At 63.5% G+C, this 15,648-nt stretch carries 15 protein-coding genes, 5 tRNA genes and 1 pseudogene; 10 read left to right on the forward strand and 11 right to left on the reverse strand.

Annotation, left to right across the window (positions count from 1 at the left end; genetic code table 11):
• Window positions 1–117: 117 nt before the first annotated feature.
• Window positions 118–525, forward strand: coding sequence for a hypothetical protein (locus OMP38_RS10985; protein WP_277565099.1), 408 nt, complete (start codon window positions 118–120; stop codon window positions 523–525).
• A gap of 126 nt (window positions 526–651) precedes the next feature.
• Here OMP38_RS10985 and OMP38_RS10990 read toward each other — a convergent pair.
• The 9 genes from OMP38_RS10990 to OMP38_RS11025 all read right to left on the reverse strand — a co-directional run bounded on the left by OMP38_RS10990 (window position 652) and on the right by OMP38_RS11025 (window position 5,824).
• Window positions 652–726: transfer RNA gene (locus OMP38_RS10990), tRNA-Gly, on the reverse strand.
• A gap of 56 nt (window positions 727–782) precedes the next feature.
• Window positions 783–856, reverse strand: a tRNA-Gly gene (locus tag OMP38_RS10995).
• A gap of 8 nt (window positions 857–864) precedes the next feature.
• Window positions 865–941 (reverse strand) — tRNA-Pro (locus OMP38_RS11000).
• A 15-nt stretch (window positions 942–956) separates the two neighbouring features.
• A tRNA-Arg gene (locus OMP38_RS11005) sits at window positions 957–1,033 on the reverse strand.
• A gap of 6 nt (window positions 1,034–1,039) precedes the next feature.
• Window positions 1,040–1,114, reverse strand: a tRNA-Gly gene (locus tag OMP38_RS11010).
• A gap of 378 nt (window positions 1,115–1,492) precedes the next feature.
• The gene (locus tag OMP38_RS11015; protein ID WP_277565100.1) at window positions 1,493–2,248 is read right to left on the reverse strand and encodes a class I SAM-dependent methyltransferase; all 756 of its coding nucleotides are present in this window, start codon (window positions 2,246–2,248) and stop codon (window positions 1,493–1,495) included.
• A 24-nt stretch (window positions 2,249–2,272) separates the two neighbouring features.
• Window positions 2,273–2,914 carry an ATP-binding cassette domain-containing protein gene (locus tag OMP38_RS35755; protein WP_420869610.1) on the reverse strand — a complete coding sequence of 214 codons (642 nt, stop codon included), beginning with the start codon at window positions 2,912–2,914 and terminating at the stop codon, window positions 2,273–2,275.
• Window positions 2,915–3,089: 175 nt separating this feature from the next.
• Window positions 3,090–4,109, reverse strand: a complete 1,020-nt coding sequence (locus OMP38_RS35760; protein ID WP_420869611.1) for an ABC transporter transmembrane domain-containing protein — start codon at window positions 4,107–4,109, stop codon at window positions 3,090–3,092.
• Complete coding sequence (locus tag OMP38_RS11025) at window positions 4,106–5,824, reverse strand: ABC transporter ATP-binding protein (RefSeq protein ID WP_277565237.1); 1,719 nt, start codon at window positions 5,822–5,824, stop codon at window positions 4,106–4,108. The genes OMP38_RS35760 and OMP38_RS11025 overlap by 4 nt, the downstream gene beginning before the upstream one ends.
• A gap of 265 nt (window positions 5,825–6,089) precedes the next feature.
• Here OMP38_RS11025 and OMP38_RS11030 point away from each other — a divergent pair, with 265 nt between their 5' ends.
• Together OMP38_RS11030 and OMP38_RS11035 are read left to right on the forward strand one after the other, a co-directional pair.
• Entirely contained in the window at window positions 6,090–6,776 is a 687-nt protein-coding gene (locus tag OMP38_RS11030; protein ID WP_277565101.1) for a carbohydrate-binding family 9-like protein, read from the forward strand.
• A gap of 320 nt (window positions 6,777–7,096) precedes the next feature.
• Window positions 7,097–8,788 (forward strand): extracellular solute-binding protein, encoded by a 1,692-nt coding sequence (locus OMP38_RS11035; RefSeq protein WP_277565102.1) that lies wholly within the window; start codon window positions 7,097–7,099, stop codon window positions 8,786–8,788.
• A 129-nt stretch (window positions 8,789–8,917) separates the two neighbouring features.
• Here OMP38_RS11035 and OMP38_RS11040 read toward each other — a convergent pair whose 3' ends face one another.
• Entirely contained in the window at window positions 8,918–9,406 is a 489-nt protein-coding gene (locus OMP38_RS11040) for a hypothetical protein (protein ID WP_277565103.1), read from the reverse strand.
• 72 nt (window positions 9,407–9,478) lie between these two features.
• Window positions 9,479–9,715: a hypothetical protein gene (locus OMP38_RS11045; protein WP_277565104.1), complete on the reverse strand. Its 237-nt coding sequence runs from the start codon at window positions 9,713–9,715 to the stop codon at window positions 9,479–9,481.
• Between OMP38_RS11045 and OMP38_RS11050 the strand changes: the two genes are divergently transcribed.
• The 7 genes and pseudogenes from OMP38_RS11050 to OMP38_RS35765 all read left to right on the forward strand — a co-directional run bounded on the left by OMP38_RS11050 (window position 9,715) and on the right by OMP38_RS35765 (window position 15,631).
• On the forward strand, window positions 9,715–10,863 hold the full coding sequence (locus OMP38_RS11050) for a sensor histidine kinase (protein WP_277565105.1): 1,149 nt from the start codon (window positions 9,715–9,717) through the stop codon (window positions 10,861–10,863). The genes OMP38_RS11045 and OMP38_RS11050 overlap by 1 nt on opposite strands.
• On the forward strand, window positions 10,835–12,445 hold the full coding sequence (locus tag OMP38_RS11055) for a response regulator transcription factor (protein ID WP_277565106.1): 1,611 nt from the start codon (window positions 10,835–10,837) through the stop codon (window positions 12,443–12,445). The genes OMP38_RS11050 and OMP38_RS11055 overlap by 29 nt, the downstream gene beginning before the upstream one ends.
• 173 nt (window positions 12,446–12,618) lie before the next feature.
• Window positions 12,619–12,960: pseudogene (locus OMP38_RS34610) on the forward strand (apiosidase-like domain-containing protein); the annotation flags it as partial.
• 107 nt (window positions 12,961–13,067) lie between these two features.
• Window positions 13,068–13,982 (forward strand): glycoside hydrolase family 140 protein, encoded by a 915-nt coding sequence (locus tag OMP38_RS34615; protein WP_338130457.1) that lies wholly within the window; start codon window positions 13,068–13,070, stop codon window positions 13,980–13,982.
• A gap of 18 nt (window positions 13,983–14,000) precedes the next feature.
• A complete protein-coding gene (locus tag OMP38_RS11070) occupies window positions 14,001–15,134 on the forward strand; it encodes a response regulator (RefSeq protein WP_277565107.1) in 1,134 nt (377 codons plus the stop codon).
• Complete coding sequence (locus OMP38_RS11075; protein WP_277565108.1) at window positions 15,025–15,570, forward strand: helix-turn-helix transcriptional regulator; 546 nt, start codon at window positions 15,025–15,027, stop codon at window positions 15,568–15,570. The genes OMP38_RS11070 and OMP38_RS11075 overlap by 110 nt, the downstream gene beginning before the upstream one ends.
• Complete coding sequence (locus tag OMP38_RS35765) at window positions 15,539–15,631, forward strand: AraC family transcriptional regulator (protein WP_420869634.1); 93 nt, start codon at window positions 15,539–15,541, stop codon at window positions 15,629–15,631. The genes OMP38_RS11075 and OMP38_RS35765 overlap by 32 nt, the downstream gene beginning before the upstream one ends.
• Window positions 15,632–15,648: the final 17 nt, after the last annotated feature.

A 15,648-nucleotide genomic window follows, 5' to 3' on the forward strand; every position in this document is an offset into this window, starting at 1 on the left:
AAAGCCGAGCAATAATGTGCTCGAAGCCGTCGTCGTGCCCGCGGAATCTTCGCTCGCCGGCGTGCTCGGCATCCCCCCTCGGCAGGCGAGCTTGCGGCGGAGCGGTTCTGTTTCCGGTTGAGACTTCTTGCGGCAGGCAAGGTTGCGGCGGAGCAGTTCTGTTTCCGGTTGAGACTCCTTGCGGCAGGCGAGATTGCGACAAAGCTCTTCTGTTTCCGGTTGAGACTTCTTGCGGCAGGCGAGCTTGCGGCGGAGCTGTTCTGTTTCCGGTTGAGACTTCTTGCGACAGGCGAGGTTGCGGCGGAGCTGTTCTGTTGCCGGTTGAGACTCCTTGCGGCAGGCGAGGATGCGACGAAGCTCTTCTGTTTTCGTTTGAGACTTCTTGCGGCAGGCGAGGTTGCGGCGGAGCAGTTCTGTTTCCGGTTGAGACTCCTTGCGGCAGGCGAGATTGCGACAAAGCTCTTCTGTTTCCGGTTGAGACTTCTTGCGGCAGGCGAGCTTGCGGCGGAGCTTTCTTGTTCTTGACCGAGAGTGTTCACCGTGGACGAGACCACGGCGTTATCGTATGACGCTAAGCGCCACATTCTTGATCTTGGTTGGGATAATCATCAAAAACAAAAAATCCGCCGTCGGCGGATGTAAGGTTCGTTATGGAGCGGAAAACGGGATTCGAACCCGCGACCTTCTCGTTGGCAACGAGATGCTCTACCACTGAGCTATTTCCGCATATGTACTCAAAATAAAAAAGCCTTGATGGCAAGGCCGTGCTTGCAATGGGATGTTGGAGCGGGTGATGGGAATCGAACCCACGCCATCAGCTTGGAAGGCTGAGGTTCTACCATTGAACTACACCCGCAAAAAAAATGGTCGGGACGACACGATTCGAACATGCGACCCCCTGGTCCCAAACCAGGTGCTCTACCAAGCTGAGCTACGTCCCGACAGTATGATTAAAGTGGCGCGCCCTGAGAGATTCGAACTCCCGGCCTTCAGATTCGTAGTCTGACGCTCTATCCAGCTGAGCTAAGGGCGCATATGATGGAGCGGAAAACGGGATTCGAACCCGCGACCTTCTCGTTGGCAACGAGATGCTCTACCACTGAGCTATTTCCGCGTATGATGGTCAGTCCGAGGGCGAACGTCGTCGTTGTCTTCGTTTATGTTTTCCCCCAAAAGCGACTTTTTTTATATTAGCAAATCCCCTAGGGAATTGCAAGCGGTAATTTAAAAAAAGATGAAATTGTTTTTCGGACGCGGTCCGAAGGCGGGGCTACGGCGCCAATCGAAGCAAAGAGACGCTGCACAGCGTTACATGACGGACCTCAGTGCCAGTCGTGGCCAAGTGACGCTGTACAGTGTCACTTGGTGGGGCTTCGCCGCCATCTAAGACAAAGAGAAGCTGCCAAGCGCTTCTATGCGATATTGTGGAACCGGCTAAAGCTAAGCAACCTTTTGAGGCAGGCCCGTCAGCCTGCCGACGGCCGGACAACGCTCATACGGAACCCGTGTAAATCTCCGTCTCATAATCGAAGGACACGTATCCATCCTGCTGATAACGATCGAAGATGTCGCGCAGGTCGCGCATCATCGGCTCATAGTTCGGGTGACCGGGTACGGGGGTATACGAGGAAGAACGCAGCCGTCCGCTCAGGCCGTCGAAGTCGAACAGCTGGCGGTTGGGAAACCGCGCTTCGCGCTTCGTGCCCGGCTCGAAGAAGGCCGCGAGCTGCTCCTGCGTAATATTGCGATGGTTCACCGTCGCATAGTCGGTCCCCAGACGCAGCAGCAGCGCCTCGTACGCCTCCAGAAACGGCGTGCCGCTCGTGAGGCGCGTATTCCAGATCAGCGCCGCCTTCCCCGCCGGCCGCAGCAGCCGATGGAACTCCCGCTTCGCCGCCGCCTGGTCGAACCAGTGGAACGCTTGGGCGGAAACGATGAAATCCGCGGAAGCGTCCGGCAGCCCCGTCTGCTCCGCCGCGCCGTTCACCGCCTTGAAGCCTGGATATCCCGCCAGCGCCCGCTCCGCTTCTTCGCGCATCGCGCGGTTAGGCTCGACGGCCGTGACGGGCGTCCCCCGCTCTAGTAGCAGCCGCGAAAAGATCCCGGTGCCAGCGCCGATGTCTGCGACCTGCGAATCGCGCCTGAGGCCGACTTCCCCGTACAAATAATCGATGGCGGCCGCCGGATAGCTCGGCCTGTACTTCACGTACGTTTCCACGCGATCGGTAAAACGCTCTCTGTTCTCCATGCCTTGCTGCCTCCTCGCTTTATTTTACTTTTCCCCGACTTCCTCCGCGCTCTCCCCTTGCCATAGCTTGCGGAAGCTCTCGCTCGAAGCCAGCAACTCACTCGCCGTGCCCTGCGCTTCGATTCGCCCGTCGCTCAGCAGCACGATCCGGTCGGCCCGCGCCAAGGCCGCCTTGCGGTGGGAGACGACGAGGCAGGTCGCGCTGCCCTTGGCCTTGAACAGGCGCTCCCATAGCCGCCTCTCGGTGTCCACGTCAAGGGCAGAGGACAAATCGTCGAACACGTACAGCTGCGCGTCCCGCGCAAGCATGCGCGCAGCAGCCGTGCGCTGCGCCTGTCCGCCGGACAGCTTCACGCCCCGCGGCCCGACCATCGTCTCCAGCCCATCCCTGAGCCCCGCGATGTCCTCCTCGAGCACGGCGGCATGCAGCGCGCCAGCAAGCTCCTCGGGCGTCGACGGCGCGCCGAGCAGGATGTTGTCCCGCAGGGTGGCGCTGTACAGCCTCGGGATCTGGGCCGTATACGCGCTCTGCGGCGGAACGAAGAAGTCGGCGGGCTGCGCGACGGGCTCGCCGTTCCACTGAATCGTGCCGCGTTCAGCCGGCAGCAACCCAAGCAAGGCGCGCAGCAGCGTGGTCTTGCCCGAGCCGACCATGCCGGTGATCACGGTGAAGGAGCCGCGGGGCAGCGTCAGATCGATGTCCTCGATGCCCCTTCCCGTCTCCGGATACCGGTAGGTCAGGCCGGAAGCGGACAGCTCGCGCAGCGGCTCCGCCCGAACGACCGGGGCGAGCGCCTCTTCCTCCCCGCGCTGCGCTGCATCTCCGTGCCTCTTCTCCTCGTCATGCGCGTCTCCACGGCCTTCCTTTTTTACCGAGACCGATATATGCCTTCCGCACGAGCAGCGCCGGCGACGCCCCGCGCAGCATCTCCTTGAGCCGGCCGAAGCTGACGTCCATCTGCTTGTAGTAGGTCATGAAGTTGCCGACGTTGGAGATCAGCTGGGTCACGAAGGTCAAATAATAGACGAACAGCGAAAAGTCGCCGATCGTGAATTCGCCGCCCCTCATCTTGATACCCGCCAGCAGGAGGATGATGCCGGTGCCGAGGTTGACGGAATTGTTGAACACCGACGACAGCGTCTCGGTCAGCAGCTTGTCTTTGATCATCGACTGCCGCCTGCTCTCGCCCAGCTTCGCGAACCGGTCGACGACCCGCTTCTCCGCGCCGGCCACCTGGATGGCCAACACGCTGCCGAACATCTCGCTGATCGCCCCCGTCACTTGGGCCGTCGACTCCCGGCTTGCGGCACGGTACTTGCGAATGCGCGTCGTGGCGATCTGGGCGGCGGTGACGACGAGAATGAGGGGCACGAATACGAGCACGGTCAATTGCGCGTCGATCGAGAGCAAGATCCAGCTGGCCGCGACCACGAAACCGACGAGGCCGAGCGTATCCACCGACCAGCTCGTCGCTTCTTCCGCCTGCTCGACATCGTCCCTGAAGTTGCTGATCGCTTCGCCGGGAGAGCCGGGGAGCGCGCGGGCGCCTGGCGCACGCAGGACGTGGGCCAGCAAGTTGCGCCTCAGCAAGCTGGAGATCCGGTAGCGGAACGCGACGTCCGTCAAAAACCCGCAATAAATCAGCGCGATGCGCGCCAGCGCCGCGGCCACGAGAAGCGCGGCGATCGCGCCCGCGCCGAAGGGGAACGGATGCGTGCCTTCCAGATGATCGAAAAAGGCTTTGGTCAGCAGACCCGGCAGCAGCGGCGCCATGTGGATGAGCGTCCATGCCAGCAGGTTAAGCAGGTACAAGCCCGGCCGGTAACCGAGCATTCGCCAGAAAAAACCGCTTGTCTTCATACGAGCACCTCCTCCATGCCGACGGCCAGCATCCGGCTGAAGCGGGAGTCGGCGTCCGCGGCGAGCGAAGCGCGCCTGCCGTGCTCGACGACCCGCCCCTGCTCCAGGATCGCGATATCGTCGGCACGCTGGATCGTCGCGAGCCGATGCGCGATGATGATGCAGGTCCGATCCTGCAGCAGCCGGTCCACCGCCGCTTCGATCCGGCTCTCCGTCAGCGGGTCCAACCGCGAGGAAGCTTCGTCCAAAATGACGAGCTTAGGATCTGTAAGGAACACGCGGGCAAATGCTAGCAGCTGTCCTTCGCCTGCGGACAAACCCGCTCCGCCTGACGACAAATACGTATCCAGCCCGTCGGGCATGCCTGCAAACCATCCGTCCAGTCCCAGCTCGGACAGCACTGCCATAATGCGGCTATCGGGAATACGCGCGTCGAACAACGTGAGATTGTCCCTGACCGTGCCCGCCAAAATTTCGATGTTTTGCGTCACCATCGCGACGTAGCCGCGCAGCTCGCCGAGCTTAAACTCGCGCAAGTCCGTTCCGGATAGCGTCACGGCGCCTTGTTGCGGGTCGTAGAACCTGAGCAGCAGGCGTGCGATCGTCGTCTTGCCGCTGCCCGTTCGCCCAAGCAAGCCAAGCGTGCGGCCGCGCTCGAGCCTCAAATTCACGTCATGCAAGGTAGGCGCGCTTTCTTCTTCATAAGCGAACGTAACGCCGCGCAGTTCGACCGAGGCAGGTCCGCTCGGCAGCGACGCGCCCGGTCCGTCCTGAACGGCCGAGCGCGTCGCGAGCAGTTCGCCGATCCTAACAAGGCTGGCATCCGCCTTTTGCAGATCCTCGAGTTGGGTCCGGATCTTCTCGATCGGCTTCGCGAGCAGCTCCGTATAGTAGAATACGAGATACGCCGATCCGATCGTCAGCTCGCCTCGCTTCCAGAGAATCGCGCAGACGATGAAGGCGGCCGCATTGCCGAGCGCGAATACGAGGATCGTCGTGCTCCACATGAGAAAGTAGCCCAAAAACGCCCGTACGCGCATCGGCAGCATCCTGCGGGTCATTTCATAGAATCGGTTCATCGCGAAGCCGACGGCCCCGTTGGCGCGGGTGTCCTCGGTACCTTCCAGCTGTTCGCCGATAAAGCCGTAATATTCGGCGTTGGCCTGCCGCCACCGCGTCCAGACGGGAACCGCGAACGCCCGGATACGCTGAATCGCCCAAATGCTGCCGCCGACGAAGACGGCCATCACGATGCCGATCCAGAAGTTCTCGCGGAACAGCAGGACGAGGATGCCTAGCGTGAGCAGCCCGTTGCCCGCGAGATTAATCATAAAGCTCGAGAAAAACTGAGCGAGGGCGTTTACGTCCCCGTCCACCCGTTCGATGAGCGAGCCCGAAGTATGCTTCTTGTGAAACGACATGTCGAGCGAAAGGCAATGCGCCGCCAGGTCGACGCGCAGCTTGTTGGTCGTCTTCCAGCCGAGATTTTCGCTGAAGTAAGACGCCGCGACGGATACCCCTTGCTGCAGCAGGGAAAATCCGATGAAAAGCGCTCCTGCATAATAGAGCGGCGTCAGGCTGCCTTGTCCTTGCGCCGTATCGATAAAGTATCGGATGATTTGCGGATTGACGAGCTGCAATGCGATCGACGACAAAAGCAGCGCGCCCAGCCCGATCAGCGCCCGCCATTCGGGCAGGAGATAACCGCGCAGCATCGCGCGATATTTTCCGCCAGGCGGCTTGTCGCCGGATTTGTTGTTGCTCACTGCCTGCCTCACCCTCCTTGAACCGCATGCCGTCTATTATACACGCCCGGCGGCGGCCTCGGCAGAGGGAGAGGCCAAAAAAGCCCGCGACCCCGCGGGCGTCGGACCCTATACCGAAGCCGTCCCGAGCGCGCCCTCCAGTCTGCGGAAAAAACGGCTGCCGGCGTTTTCATTTGCCGTTGTTCCGGCCGCCTTTTGGAGGTACACTCTGACTATGACCTTTGACGACGAGAGGAGCATGGCCTTGGCCCCCCGCTATTCGATCGACTATCTAGCCGACAGCGTCGAGGAGAAGGATTGGACGAACGTCCAGCCCGCTCTTATAAACAACTATCTATGGGAAAAGGATACCAGCGAGCCGTACCGTCCGGAGACGAACGTACGGCTTTATTGGACGGAAGACGCCATTCACGGAAGATTCGTTTGCTACGAGGAATCCCCCGTCATCCGCCATTCCGGCGCCAATGCGCCGGTTTACCGCGACAGCTGCGTCGAGTTTTTCCTGCAGCCGACGCCCGAGACAGACACGCGCTATTTGAATTTCGAATTCAACGCGGCAGGCACGCTGCTGCTCGGCCTCGGCGAAGACCGCGGAGAACGGGACATGTCGCACGGGTTAGAGCCCGAGCGCTTTTCCGTCGTCGCCGAACGCGGACTTGCGGACGAAGCGGGCCGCATCTACTGGTCGCTGTCCTTCAGCATTCCGCTCGATTGGCTGGCCGAAGTGTTCCCTGACTTTTGCGCCGCGCCGGGCCGTTCGTTCAAGGGCAACTTTTACAAGTGCGGAGACGAGACGCCGGTTCCGCATTTTATATCCTGGTCTCCGGTCGACGTTCCGGCGCCGGACTTTCATCGAAGCGAATTTTTCGGCACGCTTGTCTTCTGCGGCGCTAACGATTGATGGCGACAACGATTGCCGACACTAAAGATCGATCCCGTTAAAGACGTCATCCCTTGCCGCGCCCGCCCGCCGGAATCGACTTCCGCGCGGGCTTTTCCGGTTTCCATGCGCAGGCTTATATTAGGTAGAAGAAAGCGGAAGGGAATGGGCCGTCTCGAACGTTCAGGCCGTTGTATGCCGAATCCGTTGCATGTACACTAGGAAGCAGCGAACGGGCCTTCGCCGCCGCTGACGGCGAAAGGCTGCAGGCGAAGGCCGGTTCATGGGTTTCGCGGCATAAGGCGCGACGGTTCAACGATGGGTCGAGGGAGGGACAGACGATGCGCGATTGGAGACGGCATGCCGCGGCGCTTGGCGTCTTGCTGCTGCTGGCCGGGTGCAGGGAATCTGGAACTTCGGCCGGCGGCGCCCCCGCCTCCGCTGCCGCTTCGGAAGGAAACGCTGCCGGTAACGAGCAAGCACCTGCAGTCTACGACCCGCCGATCGCCGTGACGGTCGTGCGCGATCTCGGCGGGGAGACGACCTTCGCGCAGGGCGAGTCGATCAACGACAATGCCTGGACCCGCTTCATTCGGGAGCGGCTCGGCATTGTTGTTCATACCGAGTGGACGGCCGGCTCCGAGCAGACGATCCGCCGGCTCAACGTCGCCGTCGCTTCGAACCAGCTGCCGGACTTCTTCTCCGCGACGGCGGCGCAGCTGCGGCAGTTGGCCGCCTCCGGCCAGCTCGCCGAGCTTGGCGGCCTGGTGAGGCGCTACGGCTCCGCGCGGACGAAGGCTCGCATCGTCGGCATGGAAGGCGGCGTACAGGCGGCGACGTTCGACGGCCGCCTGCTCGCCGTGCCCGCCGGCTTGTCCGTGCGCGATTATGCCCCCGTACTGTGGATCCGCGAGGATTGGCTCCGCCGGCTGGGGCTGAAGGCGCCCGCGACGATGAACGACGTGCTGGCGATCGCGGCGGCATTCGCCGACAGGGACCCGGACGGCAACGGAGCGGACGATACGTACGGACTCGGACTGCGCAAGGGGCTGTTCGGCGCGAACGAGGGCTACGGCTTCGCTACGATCGAAGGCTTTTTCAACGGTTTCGGCGCCTACCCGTTTTCTTGGGTGGAAGACGAAGACGGACGTCTGGCCTACGGCGGCACGCTGCCGGCGACGAGAGAAGCGCTGCTCGCGCTTCAGCGCCTGTACCGCGAAGGCCGGATCGATCCAGACTTCGCGATCAAGGACGAGGCGGGCGTCGCCGACCTGGCGGCCCAGGGCCGGTTGGGCATGGCCTACGGCGCAATGTGGAGCGCCCTGAATCCGCTCTACCGCAGCCGCGTAGCGGATCCGACCGCGGATTGGCAGGCGTACCCGATCGCGGGCGCCGCCGGTCCCGCGGACGCGCAGACGCCGGCGACCGCCGTCACCAACTATTATGTGGCCAGCCGGAACGCCGCTCATCCGGAAGCGCTGATCCGGATGCTGAACCTGTATGCGGAGCTCGACGATCCCGAGATGCCTCAGTCCTTGTACGACAGCCTGAGCAATGAGGGCGTGCGCGAGATATGGAAGTACTTTCCGTTCAACGGCTTCGTCGATCCCGACAAAAACCTGCGCACGCGCCGCAGCGTCGCGGCCGCGCTGTCCGGCGGCCCCACCGTTGGAATGACAAGGGAGCAGATGGCAACCTATGCGCATGTGCTCGCCGATCGCCGGGGCGGCACCGCCGCCGATTGGGCGTATGCGCGCATCTTTGGCGAAGGCGGCTCGATGGCGGTCATCGACGGCTACATCGGCGCGGACAGGCTCCGGCCGAGCTTGCACGGCGACTTTCGGAGCGCCGAAGAAGTCGAGCTGTTCGGCCTGCTGCAGCGGATGGAAGTCGAGACCTACACCCGTATCATACAGGGAGACTCCATTCTTCTGTACGACGACTGGCTCGAACGCTGGCGGACGATGGGCGGCGAGCGGCTGGCCGCCGCGGCGCAAGCCTCGCGTCTGCAGCGGTCAGCCGAATCGCGCTGATTCGCGTCGCGGGCGCGATCAAGATCATGAACGGCCTGCACCGCATTCGACACCGATTCGCACGAACGGCACTCGGCATTCACTTAACGATAATCGCCCTGAACGGGCATGGGAGGCGCATTCGCATGCTTATCGTCGTTTTCGAAGGCAGCGTTGCGGCCGCGAGCCCGTCCTGCGCTTCGTCCCGTTCGACGCGCTGCGGGCCTCGCTCTCGGCGGACGAGTCGCGCGCCTCGCGGCTCGGCAGCCTACATGCCCATCCGCCTGCGTCTCGTCCGGACGGGTACGCCTCCGGCGGGAGCGCCCGCCTGATGCGCGCGGAGAAGACCGCCTCCCTCCGTCTGCTGCCCCGTCTGCTGCTTGTATTCCTGCTCGTGCTCAGCCCGCTGTACATCATCGGCGTGCAGATCAACCGGAGCGGATCGGCGAATATGGAGCGGGAGATCGGCAAATCCCTCTCGTCTCGCGCCGAATTGTATATGGAGATGCTCGACGGCGACTTCGAGAGCATCCAGATGTCGCTGCAGGACTTCGTCAACGCCGAGGACGCCATCCAGCTCGCCCTGGCTTCGGACATGCTGTCCGCCGGCGACCGGACCGCGTCCATCCAGCGAATCAAAGAACGGCTCGACGTCCTCCTGCGGGCGAACGGCATCGCCGAGGAAGCGACGCTCTCGATTCCCGGCCTGCGCTACACGATCTCCTCCAACCGCGGCGGCGTCGAGCCGCTGGACGAGGACATGCTGCAGGCGCTCGCCGCGGCGGACGCCTCCCCGCTCGCCGTGCGCGACGGACGCCTGTACCTGACGCTGCGATATCCGGCGGCGGCGAGCGGCGCCCCCCCCGCTGTTCCTGGCGGCGGCGGAGATCTCGCGCGACCGCCTGGCCGAGCTGCTCGCCCGCTTCGCCGCCGGAAGCGGCGCGGCATTGCTGACCGCTCCACGAAGCGATTGGTCCGTCTCGGCCTCGGGCGGTTCGTCCGGACCGGCCGTCTCCGATCCCGCCGCGCTGCTCGCGGCGGTGCCGGCGGCGGGGATCGCCGACGCGAAGGTCGGCGGCGAGCGCTACATGGCCGTCCGCCAGGACTCCCGCTTGTTCGGCATCAGCCTCGCCATGCTCGTGCCGGAGCACGACGTCAATCCCGCCCTTCGCACGCACAAACGTTGGCTGGCCGTCCTCTCGGCGGCGTCCGTGCTCGTCGTGCTGGCGTTTGCCTACAGCCTGTACCGGATGCTTCACCGCCCGCTTCTGTCGCTGCTGACTTCGTTCCGCAGAATGGAGCAGGGCGCCCTGGAGCAGAACGTCGTCTATCGGCGAAGGGACGAGTTCGGCTATTTGTACGAGCAGTTCAATGCCATGTCCAAACGGCTGAACGTACTCGTGCACGAGGTGTACGAGCAGCAGTACCGGCTGCAGCTGTCCGAGCTGCGGCATCTGCAGTCGCAGATCAATCCTCATTTTTTGTACAATACTTACTTCATTCTCTACCGGATGGCCGAGCTGGAGGAGCACGAGAACGTGATGAGACTCACCCGCCATCTCGGAGATTACTTCCAATACATTACCCGCGACGGCTCCGACGAGGTCGAGCTGGCCAGGGAAGCCGCCCACGCCCGCACCTACGCGGACATTCAGAGCATGCGCTTCGGCAGCCGGATCGCCGTCCGCTTCGACGACACGCCGCCGGATATCGAACGGATGCCGGTGCCCCGCCTTCTGTTGCAGCCGATCATCGAGAACGCGTACAAGTACGCGCTTGAGCCGCGGATGCGGGACGGCAGGCTGCATGTCGCTTTCCTATCGGACGCGTCTGCGGTGACGATCGCCGTCGACGATAACGGCGAAGCTCTGACCGAGGACGATCTCGCCCGGCTGCAGGCACGACTGGGCTCGCCCGAAACGGCGGAGAGCACCGGCATGATCAACGTGCACCGCCGCTTGCAGATCAAGTACGGACCGGATGCCGGTCTGCGGCTGCAAAGGAGCGTACTTGGCGGCCTGCGGGTGGAGATCGTCTTACCAAAGCCTGAACGAGGAGATGAGCCCCATGATGTCGCTGCTGATCGTGGACGATGAACCGTATACGGCCGACGGGCTGCGCGGCATGCTCGCCGAGCGCGAAGAGCTGGGCCTGGAGCTGTACGTCGCCTACTCCGCCGAGGAAGCCCTGCAGCGTCTTCGGCGCATGCGGGTGGATATCGTGCTGAGCGATATCCGGATGCCCGGCATGAGCGGGCTCGAGCTGCACGAGTGGCTCCGGTCCCGCTGGCCGCGCTGCAAGGTGATCTTCTTGACCGGCTACGGCGATATCGCCAACGTCCAGCAGGCGCTGCGCGGCGGCAGCGTCGACTATATCCTGAAGACCGAGGGAGACGAAGCGATCGTCAAAGCCGTGCGGGGCGCGATCGTCAAGCTCGAGGAGGAGCTGCGCGGCGAGCGGATCATGATTCAGGCCAAGGAGCAGATGCGGCAGGAACTCGCGCTGCTGCGCCGCGAATGGTTCGCGCGGATGGCCGAGGCGTCCGGTCCTCTGACAGCCCGGGACCGGACGCGCTTCGCCGAGCTGGAGCTGCCGCTCACGCCGGACGGGCCCGTCCAGCTCGTCCTGGGACGCGTGGACCGGTGGGATCCCGACGCAGGACCTTCGGATCGGCGGCTGATGATCAACGCGATACAAAATATCGCCTGCGAATACTTCAGCCCGGTCTCGCTGCTGGCCTTGCCGGTAGGCGACTCCCGCTTCGTCTGGCTCATCCAGCCGGGAACCGGCGCTTGGCCCGAGACGCTCATTTTCGTCAACGGCATGCTCGACCGGGTGCAGCGGACGATCGGCCAGCTGCTCAAGCTGCCGGTCTCTCTCGTCACGACGGGTACCGCGTGCGACTGGGAGCGGCTGCCCGACGACTACCGTACGGTCAAGCAGATGATGCTGATGGGATACGGCGACGAGCAGGAAATGCTCATGACCGGCTGCGGCGACAAGCCTCCCGCCGCCACCGAAGGGCGCAGCGACGGACTGTCGCCGGCCCAGGCCGCCGAGCTCGAGCTGGCCCTCGATTCCGGCTTGGCCGACGACTTCGCCGCCCGGCTGGACGAGATTTTCGCCGCGCTGCCGGCCCGCTACGCGCTGTTCGCCCAGGCGTACTACGGGGCGGCCGTGCTGCTGCTCGGCCAGATCGACAGGCTGGGCGACGAGGGCGCCGGGTTCGACGACGTCGCGGAGCGCTTGACGGAGCTCGGCCGGCACGCCTCCAGGGATGAGGCGGTCCAGTGCCTCAAGGACACCGCACGCCTGCTGGCCGCCAGGCGGACGGCGCTGCTCGGGGAACGGACGCATCGCGTCATCCGCATGCTGAACCAGCATATCGCGGAGCATCTGGACAGCGATCTGTCGCTGGAGGCGCTGGCGGGCGTCGTCTATCTGAATCCCTCCTACCTGTCGACGCTATACAAGCAGAGCACCGGCCATAATTTATCCGACTACATCGCAGAGATGCGCATGGACAAGGCGCGGACGCTGCTCGCCCAGCCCCAGCTGCGGATTCACGAGATCGCCCCGCGCGTGGGCTTCGGCGCACCCGCCTACTTCACCCGCTTTTTCAAAAAGCATGCCGGCCTGACGCCGCAGGAATATCGCGGCCAACTGCCGCAGGAGTGATCGCGGACAGGATTTGTAGAAGAAAGACAAGGAATCTAGAAGAAGTGAAATATACGACAAAACGGGCGCCGGGGTATACTCGATGTGCCAAGACGGACGGGATGGACGACGAGAAGTCGGCCGTCCTTTTTTTGCATCTTCCGTCAATATCGGAACAACGGAGGTTCGCATCTATGCGCGCAGAACAAGCAACCTACTCTCGGACGACATCGGCTGCACAGCAGCGTTTGAAAATCAGCGAAAACGGACGGTACCTCGTCCATGAAGACGACACGCCGTTTTTCTGGCTGGCGGATACGGCCTGGGAGCTGTTCCACAAGCTCGACCGGGACGAGGCCATCCATTACTTGGAGACGCGCGCGGCCCAGGGATTCAACGTCGTGCAGGCGGTCGCGCTGGCCGAATTCGAGGGCGCGACGTCGGACAACCGCTACGGGCGGCGCCCGCTTCACATGAACGAGCAGGGCCTCGTCGATCCGACGCGGCCGGACACCGACGGCGACTATTCTTACTGGGATCATGTCGACGCCGTCATCGCCGAAGCCGCCCGGCTGGGCATCTATGTCGCCTTGCTGCCGACCTGGGGAGCAAGATCAACCTGGGTTGGGGCAAAGGACCGGAGATGTTCGGTCCCGACAATGCGCGCGTATACGGCCGCTGGCTGGGCGAGCGCTACAGACGGACGCCGAACATCGTCTGGGTGCTCGGCGGCGATCGCAATCTCGACACGCGCCGCCACTTCGAGACCGTGCTCGCGCTCGCCGAGGGCGTGCGCGAAGGCGACGGGGGCAGCCATCTGATCACCTATCACCCGACCGCGCCGTTCTCCTCGAGCCGCCAGCTGCACGACGAAGCCTGGCTCGATTTCAACATGATCCAATCCGGCCATTTCAAGATCAACGGAGACAACTGGCAGCTCGTGCGGGACGACTATGCCCGCCTGCCGGTCAAGCCGACGCTCGACGGCGAGCCCTGCTATGAGGATCTGCCGGTCAACTTCGATCCGGCCAACGGCTATTTCGACGAAGCCGACGTGCGCAGAGCCGCCTATTATGCCGTGCTGTCCGGCGCCTTCGGCCATACGTACGGCCATCATTCCGTCTGGTCGATGTGCGAAGGCTGCTATGCGTCTACCTCGTTCGACGAGCCCGGCGCCTTCTACATCATGCATTGGCGCGCGGCGCTCGAACGTCCGGGCGCCAACCAGATGCGGCATCTGAAGGCGCTGATCGAGTCCCGCCCTTATCTCTCGCTCGCGCCCGCCCAAGAACTGCTGGCGTCCAACCTGACCGGCGCGAGCTACCGCGTCGCGGCGCGTGGCGACGGCTACGCTTATATTTATTGCCCGAGCGGCCTCTATGTCGAAGCGGACGGCGACGTCATCCCCGCCTCGAGCGTCGAGGCGTCTTGGTACGATCCCCGCACCGGCGCGCGCACGCCCGCCGGCATCCGCGACGCGTCGGGCAAGCTGCGCTACGACGCGCCGAGCAGCGGCAGAGGCTGCGATTGGGTGCTGACGCTGGAGTGGACCGACTGACGACGGGAGGCTGACGCGATGCATACGATACTGGTCGTCGACGACGAGATGATCGTCTGCCAGGGTATCAAGGACTATCTGGAGCGCCATCAGCCCGGCATCGGGCAGGTGCTGACGGCGCTGAACGGATACGAGGCGCTCGACTATCTGCGGATGGAGCGCGTCGATCTCGTACTCACCGACATTCAGATGGACGGCATGAACGGCATTGAGCTGATGGAGTCGATCCTGTCCGAGCAGCCGGATATTCCAGTCGTCGTCATCTCCGCCCACGACGAGTTCGAATACGCGCAGCGGTGCATCCGGCTCGGCGCGCGCGACTACCTCATCAAGCCGGTCAAGCTGGAACTGCTGACGGAGATCGTGACGCGGGAGCTCGGCGAGCGTCATACCCGGTACAAGCGGCTGCTGGAGGATTCGCTCAAGCTGCGGTTCTCGCTCGCCGGCATGGCGCTGCTGCGGACGTACATGCTGAACGAGCTGCTCGGCGGCGGCGGCGCCGGCCATGCCGACGACGCCCCGTTCGTCATGGAGCAGATCGGCGTCGAGCTGGCCGGACCCGCGTTCGCCGTCATGGCGGTCGACCTGCGCTGGAGCCGCGGCGGTCCCGGCGGACGGGCGCCCGTCACGCTGCGCGACCGCAATCTGCTGAAGTACGCGGCCGTCAACATCGCGGAGGAGACGCTGTCGGACTGGCGCGCCGTCGCCTTCTACGGACAGGGCGGCCGGATCATGGCGATCCTGCAGCTGGAGGAGACCGGGGACGACCGACGCGCCGATACGGCTTCCCGCCTGAACATGATCGGCCACGCGCTCGCCGCCAATCTAGGCGACTATCTTCAGCTCGACTGCGCCATCGGTATCAGCTCCCCCGCGCCGCGGGCTCGGCAGTCTCGCGGCATGCGGCGACGAGGCGCTGAGCGCGCTCAAGTGGCATGGATTGTACGAACGCCAGCGCGTTTTTTACGCGGAGGACTTCTCCGTAAAGGACGCGCAGCTGAAGGTGAACTGGCAGGCGCGGTCCGACGAGCTGCTCGAGTGGATGAAGGTGGGCCAGCGGAGCGAGGAAGCCGCGCTGCGCGCGGCGGCGTTCGTCGACGAGATCGCGGCCGTATTCGAGCGCGAGGACGCCACGGCGGGCATTCCGCTTAGCATTGCCTACCGCGTTTATTCGACGCTGCTGGAGATGAAAGATACGGTCGGAGACCGCTATACGGCGCTCAATCCGCTCGTTTACTTTCAGTTTCCGATGCCCGCTCCCGAGCTGCGGCGGCGTCTGGCCGACTTCCTGACCGAGGCGGCGGACCTGATCAAGCACTCGATGAGCGATCACGACGACGCGGTCGTCCGCGGCGCGCAAGCCTTTATCCGCTCTCATTATCGAAACAAGGGACTCAAGATTCAGGATATTGCCGGACACGTGCACCTGAGCGCCAACTATCTGAGCCATCTGTTCAAGCAGATTACCGGCGAGACCGTGTGGGAGTTCGTCACCCGGCTGCGCATGGAGGAAGCGCGGCATCTGCTGCTGAACACGGCAAAAAAAGCGCTACGACATCGCAGATTCGGTCGGCTACGAATCGCCTGAGCATTTCAGCAGAGTGTTCAAACGCTACTACGGCGAGAGTCCGAACGCTTTAAGGGCGTGACTTCTTAATACCGTGGC

The organism is Cohnella ginsengisoli, assembly GCF_029525555.1.
Taxonomy (GTDB): domain Bacteria; phylum Bacillota; class Bacilli; order Paenibacillales; family Paenibacillaceae; genus Cohnella; species Cohnella ginsengisoli.

Excerpts from the sequence above, each read along its gene's own strand:
- OMP38_RS11015 (WP_277565100.1), bottom strand. The coding sequence starts at position 2,248 with ATGGAGAACAGAGAGCGTTTTACCGATCGCGTGGAAACGTACGTGAAG.
- OMP38_RS35760 (WP_420869611.1), bottom strand. The coding sequence starts at position 4,109 with ATGAAGACAAGCGGTTTTTTCTGGCGAATGCTCGGTTACCGGCCGGGC.
- OMP38_RS11025 (WP_277565237.1), bottom strand. The coding sequence starts at position 5,824 with ATGCTGCGCGGTTATCTCCTGCCCGAATGGCGGGCGCTGATCGGGCTG.
- OMP38_RS11030 (WP_277565101.1), top strand. The coding sequence starts at position 6,090 with ATGACCTTTGACGACGAGAGGAGCATGGCCTTGGCCCCCCGCTATTCG.
- OMP38_RS11035 (WP_277565102.1), top strand. The coding sequence starts at position 7,097 with ATGCGCGATTGGAGACGGCATGCCGCGGCGCTTGGCGTCTTGCTGCTG.
- OMP38_RS11045 (WP_277565104.1), bottom strand. The coding sequence starts at position 9,715 with ATGCCGCGCCGCTTCCGGCGGCGAAGCGGGCGAGCAGCTCGGCCAGGC.
- OMP38_RS11055 (WP_277565106.1), top strand. The coding sequence starts at position 10,835 with ATGATGTCGCTGCTGATCGTGGACGATGAACCGTATACGGCCGACGGG.
- OMP38_RS34615 (WP_338130457.1), top strand. The coding sequence starts at position 13,068 with ATGTTCGGTCCCGACAATGCGCGCGTATACGGCCGCTGGCTGGGCGAG.
- OMP38_RS11070 (WP_277565107.1), top strand. The coding sequence starts at position 14,001 with ATGCATACGATACTGGTCGTCGACGACGAGATGATCGTCTGCCAGGGT.
- OMP38_RS11075 (WP_277565108.1), top strand. The coding sequence starts at position 15,025 with ATGAAGGTGGGCCAGCGGAGCGAGGAAGCCGCGCTGCGCGCGGCGGCG.